The sequence below is a fragment of the Pelotomaculum propionicicum genome (assembly GCF_004369225.1).
In the GTDB taxonomy this organism is placed as follows: domain Bacteria; phylum Bacillota; class Desulfotomaculia; order Desulfotomaculales; family Pelotomaculaceae; genus Pelotomaculum_B; species Pelotomaculum_B propionicicum.
This window is the reverse complement of record NZ_QFFZ01000004.1, coordinates 92,203-104,390: the sequence shown is the minus strand read 5'-3', so window position 1 is coordinate 104,390 and position 12,188 is coordinate 92,203. Positions and strand designations below refer to the sequence as shown.

The 12,188-nt window shown below is 43.7% G+C and carries 12 protein-coding genes; 1 reads left to right on the top strand and 11 read right to left on the bottom strand.

Going from position 1 to position 12,188, the window contains the following annotated elements; all coding sequences use genetic code 11:
• Window positions 1–18: 18 nt before the first annotated feature.
• The 5 genes from Pmgp_RS03120 to Pmgp_RS03100 all read right to left on the bottom strand — a co-directional run bounded on the left by Pmgp_RS03120 (window position 19) and on the right by Pmgp_RS03100 (window position 3,510).
• Entirely contained in the window at window positions 19–849 is an 831-nt protein-coding gene (locus tag Pmgp_RS03120; protein WP_243119708.1) for an SPL family radical SAM protein, read from the bottom strand.
• 21 nt (window positions 850–870) lie between these two features.
• Window positions 871–1,212 (bottom strand): hypothetical protein, encoded by a 342-nt coding sequence (locus tag Pmgp_RS03115; protein ID WP_134212514.1) that lies wholly within the window; start codon window positions 1,210–1,212, stop codon window positions 871–873.
• Between the two features lie 164 nt (window positions 1,213–1,376).
• Complete coding sequence (locus tag Pmgp_RS03110) at window positions 1,377–1,613, bottom strand: hypothetical protein (RefSeq protein ID WP_134212513.1); 237 nt, start codon at window positions 1,611–1,613, stop codon at window positions 1,377–1,379.
• Window positions 1,597–1,908, bottom strand: a complete 312-nt coding sequence (locus tag Pmgp_RS03105; protein WP_243119715.1) for a DMT family transporter — start codon at window positions 1,906–1,908, stop codon at window positions 1,597–1,599. Before Pmgp_RS03105 ends, Pmgp_RS03110 begins: the two co-directional genes overlap by 17 nt.
• A 372-nt stretch (window positions 1,909–2,280) precedes the next feature.
• Complete coding sequence (locus Pmgp_RS03100; protein ID WP_134212511.1) at window positions 2,281–3,510, bottom strand: LL-diaminopimelate aminotransferase; 1,230 nt, start codon at window positions 3,508–3,510, stop codon at window positions 2,281–2,283.
• A gap of 617 nt (window positions 3,511–4,127) precedes the next feature.
• Here Pmgp_RS03100 and Pmgp_RS03095 point away from each other — a divergent pair.
• Entirely contained in the window at window positions 4,128–5,168 is a 1,041-nt protein-coding gene (locus Pmgp_RS03095; protein WP_134212510.1) for a copper amine oxidase N-terminal domain-containing protein, read from the top strand.
• Between the two features lie 208 nt (window positions 5,169–5,376).
• On the opposite strand, the gene Pmgp_RS03090 is transcribed toward Pmgp_RS03095, so the two are convergent.
• From Pmgp_RS03090 to Pmgp_RS03065, 6 genes are all read right to left on the bottom strand, one after another.
• Window positions 5,377–6,324: a 3-hydroxyacyl-CoA dehydrogenase family protein gene (locus Pmgp_RS03090; protein WP_134212556.1), complete on the bottom strand. Its 948-nt coding sequence runs from the start codon at window positions 6,322–6,324 to the stop codon at window positions 5,377–5,379.
• Window positions 6,325–6,361: 37 nt separating this feature from the next.
• Entirely contained in the window at window positions 6,362–7,339 is a 978-nt protein-coding gene (locus tag Pmgp_RS03085; RefSeq protein WP_134212509.1) for a biotin synthase BioB, read from the bottom strand.
• A 160-nt stretch (window positions 7,340–7,499) separates the two neighbouring features.
• Entirely contained in the window at window positions 7,500–8,267 is a 768-nt protein-coding gene (locus Pmgp_RS03080; protein ID WP_134212508.1) for an ABC transporter ATP-binding protein, read from the bottom strand.
• Window positions 8,257–9,060, bottom strand: coding sequence for an ABC transporter permease (locus Pmgp_RS03075; RefSeq protein ID WP_243119707.1), 804 nt, complete (start codon window positions 9,058–9,060; stop codon window positions 8,257–8,259). Before Pmgp_RS03075 ends, Pmgp_RS03080 begins: the two co-directional genes overlap by 11 nt.
• Window positions 9,057–10,016: an ABC transporter substrate-binding protein gene (locus tag Pmgp_RS03070; protein WP_134212507.1), complete on the bottom strand. Its 960-nt coding sequence runs from the start codon at window positions 10,014–10,016 to the stop codon at window positions 9,057–9,059. The genes Pmgp_RS03075 and Pmgp_RS03070 overlap by 4 nt, the downstream gene beginning before the upstream one ends.
• 27 nt (window positions 10,017–10,043) lie before the next feature.
• Window positions 10,044–12,092 carry a heterodisulfide reductase-related iron-sulfur binding cluster gene (locus Pmgp_RS03065; protein WP_134212506.1) on the bottom strand — a complete coding sequence of 683 codons (2,049 nt, stop codon included), beginning with the start codon at window positions 12,090–12,092 and terminating at the stop codon, window positions 10,044–10,046.
• Between the last annotated feature and the right edge of the window lie 96 nt (window positions 12,093–12,188).

The window sequence follows — 12,188 nt, the reverse complement described above, 5'->3', positions numbered from 1 at the left end:
GAGCAGGAAAAGCTAACCCTAAATAAGTTTCAACTGACAGCCGAACCGGCCGGAAATATCGGCAAGCCTCTTTTCAATGCCGCATCGGTAGAATTCCGGTTCGGCACAGCACATTTCCAGGTCCGCCAGAGCTTCGGGGAATTGCCCGCGGTACACTTTCTTCAAACGGTGGACCACCGCAGGATACGGGTTCAGGGTATCTGCCAGCACTTCTGTTACACCAGCCTTCTTCAACTCCTTAAACAGGCTAACTAAATCTTTTTCACCATCCCCCAGCCCCGGCAGGACCGGCGCGATAAAAACCCAAACAGGTATACCCGCCTCAGCCAACTGCCTGGCGGCGGCCAAACGCAGCCCCGGCGGCGAAGCGCCGGGCTCTAAAACACGCGCCGCCCTTTCATTGATGGTAGTCACGGTAAATCCCACTGAGCAGCGGGGCAGCTTCTGCAAAACCTGCAGATCCCTTACTACCAGGGCGGACTTGGTGAGGATCTCCACTTCCAGCGCCGGGCAACCGGCCAGGGCTTCCAGGCAGGAGCGGGTCAGCTTGTACCAGGCTTCAGCCGGCTGGTAGGCATCGGTTACACTGCCCAGGATGACTCTGCCCTCCGGCACGCGGCGGCCTCTCAGCTGTTTCTCCAATATATGCGGAAAGTTAACCTTGACGTCTACAAACTCGCCCCAGGGCTCCTTGTGGCCGCCAAAGCGGCACATGAAGGAAGCGTAACAGTAGACACAGGCATGGGCGCACCCGGTGTAGGGGTTCAGGCAGTAACTAAAACCTGGAATGCCTGTTTTGGTAAGAGCGGTTTTACAGGTTTTTTCCACAGGTAAAATCAGGTCTGGCAATAGAGGGCTCCTCCCTGGCGGCTATTGAGGGTTCAATTTTTGATTTATGGCCTCTGAGACCTTTTTGAAGGACACCCCGCCCTGCAGCAGCGGCTTGCCGTCCAGAACAGTCAGGGGCAGTTGGTAATTCTCTTTGACTTTTTCAATCCCGGGATAATTCTTAAACTCCTCACCTGCCACATCAACGTAGGCAAATTCAATAATATCGCCATGTTTTTGCTTCAGCAGCTTCTCCAAATGTTCCGCTTCTTTCCTCATAATATCGATAGTGCTGCAGCTGCAGGCGGCGGCGTTAGGTTCGGTTTCACAGTCGCCGCAGGGAGGCGCGTAGGCGCCGAATATTGTGACTGTTACTTTTTTCATAACATTATCCCTCCATAACCTTTTAGGATAGTTGTAACAGTTTTATAGCTTTCACGTTTTTATTCCTGCTTTTATTAAATAATTTCCCTGTTAAAAGATGAAAAATAAAAGAAATTTCTGTTACATAGCAGAAAAAACCCCGTTTAATTTAACGGGTTGGTGTTTTAGAAAAATCCCTTTTCTTTAGCCATCATAGCACCTTTGAAAATAGCGTCATCATCATTTTTTGCTTCATATTCAAAGGTTTGTGCAGTGCCGGCCACATTAGGGGCAAAAAGCAATGCATATAAATTATCCTCTGCAACATACTTGACAACAAGCAAATACTCCATGATCTGCGCCACAACATTGTACTCCCGCAAAAAACCACTTCCTTTAAATTCTTTAATGCCCCGCATCATACCAATTGCTGCGAATTGTCCTATTTTTAACGCTAAAACCGCTGGACAACAGCACCCCGAGGATTACCACCCCGCCAGCAATCAATTGGCCGGCGTTAACACGCTCGCCAAGAAAAAGCATCGCGCTGATAACTGAGAACACCGGCACCAGATTAATGAAGAGGCCCGCCTCCGAAGCGTCGTAGTGCAGCAGCGCGTAGTTCCAGAGGAAGATCGGCAGCGCCATGGCGACAATACCCAGGTAGAGCACATTGGCCACAGTCAGCCAGCTCAGGTCAAGGTTAAAACCGCGCATTTTACTCACGATTACCCCTCCCGGTATTACCTTATTCAGTCAAATTTAAATCTCATCCTTATTCCTCCCTTTTCAGATTCAAAATTCTCGGCGCCCGTCAAAAATACCAGTTCAAGATCTTAATAGCACTCACCTCAGCTTACAGAGCCAGGTCTCAAAACTTCCTGAAAAAATTCCTCCCGCCATCAGTCTAACAGGAGGAAAGGGCTTAAACAAGCAGTTTACGTATTCAGCATTCGGCCGGTTTTGAAAAAGTGGTTCATTGACTTTTCCATCCTGACCTTAAGGTCCGTAAATTCTTTGCCGGCCTGGCTGTCAAAAATGTTTTTTTTGTAATAAAAACGGCAGCCGCTGGAGCTGCCTTATTAGGAACTACATCCTGGTCCTGATCCTTTCAATGGCCCTTTCTGTGTTAGCTCTGGTGGCGAAGGCGGTTAACCTGAAATACCCCTCGCCGTGCGCTCCGAAGCCGGCGCCGGGGGTGCCCACAACATGCACCTGCCGCATCAGTTTGTCGAAGAAATCCCAGGAGCGCATATTGCCGGGAGTCTTGAGCCAGATGTAGGGGGCGTTCACTCCTCCGAAAACTTTGTAGCCGGCCTCTTCCAAGCCCTTCCTGATAATCCTGGCGTTTTCCATGTAGTAATCGATTATTTCCCTGACCTGCTTTTTGCCCTCTTCCGTAAAGGTCGCGGCGGCGGCCGCCTGCACCGGGTAGGAAACCCCGTTGAACTTGGTGGTCTGTCTTCTCAGCCACATGGGGTTGAGGCTGTGAGCCTGGTCATTGCTGTCATACGCCTTGACCTCCTTGGGCACTATGGTGTAAGCGCACCTGGTGCCGGTAAAGCCGGCGGTCTTGGAAAAACTCCTGAACTCCACCGCCACCTCGCGGGCGCCCTCAATCTCGAAAATACTGTGAGGCACCCCTTCCTCCCGGATATAAGCCTCATAGGCGGCGTCAAACAATATCACCGACCTGTTTTCCCTGGCGTAATCCACCCACACCTTCAGTTCCTCTTTGGAAATGGTCATCCCGGTCGGGTTGTTGGGAAAGCAGAGGTAAATCATGTCCACCCTGGTACGGGGGAGAGGCGGCTTCATGCCGTTCTCCTCAGTGCAGGGCAGGTACACTATTTTCTCAAACTGTCCTTTATCGTTCACCATGCCGGTACGCCCGGCCATGACATTGCTGTCCACATAGACGGGATAAACCGGGTCACTTACCGCCAGTATGTTGTTAATTCCGAAAATCTCTTGGAAGTTGGCTGTATCGGTTTTCGCGCCGTCGCTTATAAACACCTCGTCAACGGCTAACTCGACTCCTCTGGACCTGAAATCGTTTTCGATTATTTGCTCGATCAGGAACTCATACCCCTGTTCCGGACCGTATCCCCTGAAGGTATCCGGGCTGCCCATCTCCGCCACGGCCTTTTTCATTGCTTCCACCACGGCAGGGGCCAGTGGTTGAGTGACATCACCTATACCCAGCCTGATTATATCCGCGTCAGGGTTTTCCTTTTTATACTGGTTTACCCTCCGGGCTATTTCCGAAAAAAGGTAGCTCCCGGGCAGCTTAAGGTAGTTCTCGTTGACTCGCGCCATGTACCGCCTCAATCCTCTCTTTATAAAAATGGTATCAGGTTTTACAAAGATATTAATGGTATTCTTGGAAAGTTGTGAGGAATCCTATCAGCATTCCCACAAAAAATTAAAAAAGAGAACTACGCCGGCACAACCAAAGCTGGTGAGCCGTGTTTGTTGAAGTATTATATAACTTAAAATAACAAATTACAATTACCCCGGCTGGAGATCAGTACAAGATATCCTGTAAAATTTTCATTAATTGCTTATTTTTCCCGCCTCATATCAACAATATATTCCAACAAATAATGACAGGAAAATACCGGCCTGGGTCCACAAGCTGCAGCAAAAGCTTGGTGAAGATTTCTTCTTTAATTGAGCATAATTTCAGCAAAAATTAAGCTTTAATTCAGGCAGGATTTGCCTTTGTTTAGTTAAATTTATATACATATAGATTTAACTCCCTGCTTTGATTGATTCAGACAAATGCAACCAAAATTTTCACAATAAAGATTACCCGAACTGGAGGTGTTTATATCCGGGTAAATTAGCAGACACGGTTCCAGGTCAGTTAGCAGACAGGTTAATTATTAAAAATATTTATTGGAGGAATCAAAGTGAAGAAAAAAATTATCTTCGTGTTGCTGCTGCTCACTTTAGTACTGGTGATGGCCGCTTCTGCCGAAGCTACAGTAGCTTCTAAACCGATCAATGTTGACTATGTGGATATCAAGCTTTTTGTAAATGGCAATGCGATCACCCTGCAGCCCGATGAGGAACCGTTCATTTATAACGGCAGGACTTTTGTCCCGATCAGGTTTGTATCAGAAGCGTTAGGCCAGAGTGTTGAATGGCTCGATTGGATTAAAGCCGTGAAAATAACCGGCGGCAACTCTGCTTCATTAGCTGAAAAGGATAAAGAGATCCAGGCTTTAAAAAGTGAAATCGCCAGTCTGAAAAGTCAACTGGCAGATTGTAAAGAAAATGAAGATGATGAAGACAGTGATTTAAGCGAGCTGGAAGATCAGTTGAAGTCCGATTACGATTATTTGGAAGATGTGGAAATTGACGATATCAGCCTCAGCGGCGACGAAGACGAAGTTGATGTGCAGATAGATGTTGATCTAGGAGAATATGACAGTGAGTGGGAAGATCTGAGCGACAGTGATATTGAAGACTGGCTTGAAGATTTGGTGGGGGATATTCAGGATGAATTTTCTGATGACACTGAGGTTACCGGGGAAATTAACGATATCGACAGCGACGATGTGCTGGTGAAATTTAGTAAAGACGGAGACGATGATCTTGACGTAACTTTTAAGGATGACGACTATCGTAACTCTGATGATGACGAAGATGCGGATGATGTTATAGACAGCCTTGAAGACGACGCTTATGACGTTGGCGGCATAGAATTTGAAGTAACTCTCACTTATGATGGAGATGATACTGTTACCGCCAAATTCACCGCTGTTGACGATGACGCCGCCTCAGATTGGGATGACTTAAGCGATAGCAGAATTGAAAGTGACGTGACAGATATTTGCGAACAGATTGTATCCGCTTTTGATGATGACGCGGACATCAGCCTTGATACCGTTATAGTTAAATTCTATGATGAGGATAGTCACGCACTGAAGAGCTTCACCTATGACGCGGATTATGAAGAGCTGAATTAAAACTGCCAGTTGTTGAATTATTTAGAGGCCGGCTGTACTGGGTGAAGCCGGCCTCTTTTTTTCTGATCACGGCTTTGTGCTTAAGGAGGCAATGGTTTTAAGAATACATTTTTGTTATTAACTCAACTTTAGTAGTTGAATAAACTGTAAATAATAGATGAAAATTCCATTTACACGGAATTATTTACACTCCCCAATAATATGATATTTATATTGTTTTATCTTTTCGCAGCCACTCAATTAAATTATTTTCACGGGACACTTTAATATTTTTCAATGTTTCCGGCGTCCATTCGTACAAACCCGCACCTGTTTTTGAACCTAGATTCCCTTTTTCAACAGCTTCCTTTAATATCGGTGAAACATCTGTACTATTGCTTAGATCTTTTAAAAGATAAGCGGAAATATTATAAAAGATATCCAAACCTCCCAGATCAGCACTTTCAAGTGGACCGGTCGTTGACAGGCGGCGCCCCAAGCTGTATTTTACAGCTGCATCAACCGCTTCTTTGGTTGCAATACCTGATTCCACAATATACAATGCCTCACGAAGCAGTGCTAACTGCATACGATTACCAATGAAGCCCAAAGCCTCCCGATTTAAAATTACCGGCTTTTTACCTATTTTCACCATCAGTTTTTTGGTAATTTCCACTACTTGTTGGGAAGTTGACTTGCCCGGGACTACCTCAACAAGCGGCAGTAGATGCGGCGGATTCCAGAAATGGGCAACAATAAAACGCTCTTTATGTTCTAATACGTTTGCTATTGCTGTGGGGCTGAGACCGGAAGTATTAGTAGCAAATATCGTATCCGGTGAGCAAAGCTTCTCAATTTTGGCAAAGACCTCTTTCTTGACAGCAAGTTCTTCTGCAACCGATTCAATAACAAAATCTGCGCCTTCAGCAGCTTCTTCCAGGGTCGTGACACCTTTAACACGCCCCAATATTTGAGGTACATCTACCTTTTGAATTAAGCCGTTCTTTTGATAAGTATCTAGCGCAATCTTTATGTTACTGAATCCGCGCTTAATACTAGCATCCGATCTGCCAAACATTCTAACTTCATAACCTGCAATTGCAAACACGAGGGTAATACCAAAACCCATTGTGCCCGTCCCCAAGTTACAGATGTTATTAATTTTTTCTACTCTCATTGTTAACGCAATTATGCCTCCCCAATAATAAATCTTATCATGCTTCATACCCTGTTTCTTCATACCATTTTTTAGCTGTAGACATATCAAAACCACCCCATTCATTTTTTATATTCTTAATATCTCTCGGAATGGCGCCTGTTTCTATCACAACTACATTAGCGCCCCACTCCATTGCAAGCTTTGAAGGTGGATGAACACAAATATCAGGTGCGTATTTGCCTGCACCTAAACGGGTCACAGCGGTAATCTGTGCCAATCGTCTTTCAGGAAGCGCCCCATACTTGAAAAGAGGCGTACCGGAAACAGGAACTCTTGCCATAGCCCCCGTTAGCTTCGCACCATACCGCATAGCAGTTAAAAACACATCTGCAATTTCCTCATTTGAATGCTCAACTCCAATTGGCTCAACCAGATATGCTAAAGTTAAATTTGAACTTCGGACAGCTTCCAAGGTTTTACATCTTTCATTAACATTAAATGGCGTATCTATGCCTTCCCTAAGACGGATTGAATGATATACCACTTTAAATCCCGATTCATATAAAAGTTTTGCTTTTTCATCATTTAGTTCACCTGTATTTGCTACGAGTTCATAATTGCCAAGAACATTGGAGCGAACTTTTTTTGCCAACGAACAAAGATTGTCTGTTCTAAAACACTCTGTTGTACGAAGTGTTACCCACTTTGCCCCTTCCGATACAAATTTTCCTGTATATTGAATAATATCATCAACACCCCATTGATACCGATTAGTAATAGCTCCCCATTTTACACCAAATGAACAAAAGCTACAATTCATTTTACATGGCTGATAATCAATTCCAATAGAAGCCCAGACACTTCCCTTGTTGTTTGCAAATTTTGATGCCACTTCTCTGGCAGATTCACCCAATTTCTCTACGGCTTTAGAATCAGGATCAATCTCTAAAAGCGCAATCAATGTTTCTCTGTCTAAAAGCTTACCCTCAAGAGAATTCTCTTTCGCCTTTTTAATAAGAATATCATAGTTCATAAGCTTAAATTTTCATCTCCATCATAATAGGTTTAATTAATAAAATCAATAACAACTTCATTATATTTGCTAATATTAATATTCAAGTTTGACACTTTAATTTTAAAAACCCTTTAATATAACCATATCCCTGTCAGCTACCATGACAATACAACTTGCTCTACATCAAGTACCCTAAAACTCTACTTTTTAGCTTTGAAAATTCATTATCTGCAATAATGGATATCTGGCGTGGTCTCTCAAAAGGTACAATTATCTCATCAATAATTTTCGCTGGTCTTTTACTTAAAACTATAGTCTTATCCGCTAAAAAAATAGCCTCTTCCACATCATGAGTGACAAACAAAATAGTCATTTTAAATTTATCCCAAAGCTTTAGTAGCAGCTTCTGCATCATAATTCTTGTTTGGTAATCCAATGCAGAAAATGGTTCATCCATGATAAGCATATTGGGGCTTAATATTAATGCTCTGGCAAGTGCAACTCTCTGTTGCATACCGATAGATAACTGATTTGGATAAAACTTTTCAAAGCCTTCAAGATTAACAAGTTTAATAAAATCACTAACCTTATCTTTTATAACTTGTTTATCCTCTTTTTTTATATTAAGGCCAAAAGCAATATTTTCCGATACCGTAAGCCATAGAAACAATTCAGGAGCTTGAAAGACTACCGCTATTTCAGAATTAGGTCCGAAAACTCTGGTATTATTATAGAACACTCCACCTCCATCCGTTTTTTCAAATCCCGCTACAATGTTAAGCAAAGTGGACTTCCCGCAGCCACTCGGTCCTACAATACTGACAATTTCGCCTTTCTTTACACTAAAAGAGAGCGAATTCAACACATGTACTTTTTCCGAATCTTCGCCTGCCGCATAATTTTTTTCGATATTATTAATCTTTAATATCGTATCATTAACCTTCATTAAATCTATCATCCCCTAACGCCGGAAAAAGCACCCTCATTAAAAGCTTCAATACCTCGTCCGTAAGCTTCCCCCAAAATGCAATACATATCATACTTATAATTATTATATCAACGTGTCCAAGCATCCTTGCATCCATCATTACAGCACCTAAACCACTATTGACACCTGTCAATTCACCAAGAACTAAATATGCCCACGATATTCCCAGCGCTAACCTCATTCCAGTGAAGATTGAAGGCATAGACCAAGGTAAAATTATCTTACAGAAAAGAAGTATATGCCGGGCACCCAGCATTTTACCCGCTTTTATCAGATTAACGGGCACCGATTTGGCACCCGCAACTGAATTAAGATATATTGGGAAAAACCCTGCAAGAGAGATTAAAAAAATAGCAGTCTTGGTCCCTACTCCAAACCATACCATCGCAATTGGAAGCCACCCAATGCCCGGTATGCTTCTTACAGCATTAATTGTTGGATCAATTATCTTATATATGCAAGAAAGCCTACCTGTAATAAGCCCAAGTGGAAGTCCGACAGTGAGTGCAATTATAAAGCCTGATAAAACACGTCCTAGACTAACAATCGAATGAGCAAAAAAAGTCCCCGAATATGAAGTAAGCTTAAGACTTCCGGTAACAAAATCAAACATTACAAATATTAGTTTTATGGGTGATGGCATCATATATTCAGGCGCTTTACCAGTAACAGAGACTAAATGCCATATCAAAACCAAAACAGCCGGAAATATAATTGAAACAAACGATATTTTTGGTGCTTTATTTCTCACTTATTTAACTCTTTTCTAGCTTGATTCACAAAGCTTAAATCAAATAAGCTATCAATGTCCGGCACTTCTGATATCACACCAATTTCTTTCATTCTTTCAGCTAATTTTCTTGCCTGATTAATATATTTTTGATCGATATCCCAGGCAAGCTCCATATTATCCTCAGCAATAAGCAGAACTTCTTTGACCGTCCCAAATTCAGCTGCCTTATTGAGCCAAGCATCCTTGTTGTTAGTTAAATACTCTGTCGCCTTTACATGAGCTGTAACAAGCTTTTGTATCTTTTCCCGTTCATTTTTAATTTTTTCATGTGTGGTTAGCATACCTGCGTTAATATAACCGATATCTTCCTCATAATATGGGTACTCAAGTATACGGCCATAGCTATTGGAAACTGCTAATGAAGGATACGGTTCTCCGCTACAAAATGCATCCACCTCACCCTGTGCAAGTGCTTGTCCCATATCAAAAAAATCAATTCTTTTTAATAATACATCCTTATCGGGGTCAAGGCCGGCGCGTTTTAAAGACTCCAATAACAGTATATGATGCATTGTGCCTGGAACATAGGCGATGGTTTTGCCTTTCAAGTCCTTGACAGATTGTATCCCGGAGTCATTCCCAACGACAAATGCTGAGCACTTATTACAAAGTCCACTCACAATAACAACGGGTTCTCCTTTAGAAGCAGAAATTATGGCTTGCACCAGTGTTGTTCCACATAGATCTAAATCGCCAGCTAAAAGAGCAGTTTTTTGGTCTCCGGGATTCGTAAACGGTAAAACCTCAATTTTATAGGTTCCATCAATATACTGATTATAAAAAAATGGTTGTATAGTTTGTGCTGTTTTCCATGTACCCACCTTAACAGTTGTCTGATTTTCCTTGTTAAAGTATTGATAGCCGGAATAAATCAACAATATTAGAATTAAAAATAATGTTACTCCTTTTCTCATAATGCTATTCATCTCCTATACAGAAATTTAATCCCGGAGAAGCTTGACTAATAATTCACTGGGATCAAGCACTTTTACCTTGCCTTCCACTTCTGCTTTTTCCTTGACCCCGTCCTCCAGCATAGTTATACAGAAAGGACAATTGGCCCCGATAACATGCGGGTTTTTAGCCAGGGCCTGTTCAGTGCGCATATTATTTATGCGCTGGCCGGTATGTTCTTCCATCCACATGCGGCCCCCGCCCGCCCCGCAGCAAAAACTGCGGTTGCGGCTGCGCTGCATCTCTACCAGTTTTACGCCGGGAACTACTTTAAAAAGCTCCCTCGGCGCGGTATATTCATTCTGGTAACGGCCCAGGTAGCAAGAATCGTGGTAGACAACCACCTGTTCTTCCAGGGAAACGTCCCTTTTTAACTGCAAGCGGCCGCTCTTAATCAGCTCGCAAATCAGTTGAGTATGATGCACTACCTCATAATTTCCGCCAAAGGCAGGATATTCGTTTTTCAGGGTGTTCAGACAGTGCGGGCAAGTGGTGACAATCTTTTTTACTCCGTAGCCGTTGAGCACTTCCACATTCTCGCAGGCCATGGACTGGAAAAGATATTCGTTGCCGGCCCGGCGGGCAAAGTCTCCGGTACACTTCTCTTCATCGCCCAGAATAGCAAAGTTAACCTTGGCGGCTTTTAATATTTTGGTTAGCGCTACGGACACCTTTTTAGCCCGGTCATCAAAGGAGCCGGCGCAGCCCACCCAGAAAAGATATTCGACATTGCTTTCCTGGCTCATCAATTTTACATCCAGATCCTTCGCCCAACTGGCGCGGTCGGCCCAGCCCACGCCCCAGGGGTTAAAATTCTTTTCAACATTGCGGAACGCTGTCTGTAATTCCGGGGCAAAATCACTTTCCGTCATAACCAGGTAACGGCGCATATCAATTATTTTATTTACATGCTCATTGAGTACGGGACACTGTTCCTGGCAATTCATACACGTCGTACAGGCCCAGATTTCGTCTGCTGTGACAACATCTCCAATTAAAGACTTTTGCAAGATCTCCGCCGCCTGCGGATCTTCACCGGCAATTTTCTCCAACTCCCCTGCAGCGTCTTCACCGGTGGATTTTAACCCTTTTTTAAGCATCATCGCGCCCTTTTCCAGCATGTGCTCTTTAAGTTGGCGGCTGATTAACTGCTTGGGGTTTAAAGGCTTGCCGGACAAATTAGCCGGGCAATTGTCCATGCAGCGGCCGCATTCGGCGCAGGCAAGGCTGTCCAGCCGTTGCTTCCAGGTAAAATCTTCGATCCTGCCCACGCCAAACTCCTCAATGTCTTCGTCTTCCAAATCCATAGGCCTCATTTGACCTCCATAAGGCTGCAAGGATTTAAAAAAGGCGTTAAAAGGCGCGGCCAACAGGTGCATGTGCTTGGAAGACGGGATGTACACCAAAAATCCAAATACAATAAGTACATGCGCCCACCAGAATATTTCTTGAACGGCAGTCAAAGAGCCTGCGCTCAAGCCCCGCAGCAGGGAGGCAAAAGCATTGTAGACAGGGTATGGAACGGTGGAATTGGTCAGGGCTATCCTGGCTCCGCTGGTTAACCAATCTGTAACTATAACACCAAAAATAAGCAACAGAATAACAGCCGCGTCCAAAGTGCGGTATAATCGCGACGGCTTAAGCACCCACCTCCGGAACGCCGCTATGATCAAAGCAAGAATGACCAGAGCAGACATTATGTCTTTAAGGTACAAGAAATAAAAATTAGTTCCTAAAAAGGGGAATTTAAAAGAAGGAAACAGTCCTTCAAAAAACAACGGCAATTCGCCCAGGGCAATAAAAATGAAACCCGTAAAAATAAAGAAGTGAACTATACCGTAAGGTTCGCCAAAGGCGCATTTTCGCTGGGCTATTACATAGAGAAAAAAATTATAAATCCGCTGGCCGATGTTATCCCAGCGCATTTCCTTTTGGCCAAGGGTTAACACGCTTATCCGCCGGTAAACAGCGTAACCGAAAGCCGCCAAAGAAACTAGAACTACCAGTGCAAAAACAATTATCCATCCTGTACGCACATCAAGAACCTCCTCGTATAATGGTTTTAGAACCACCGGACAACCCAAATTCCAATTAAGGAACTATATGGATGGGTGGGTGGTTGGGTTTGCGCC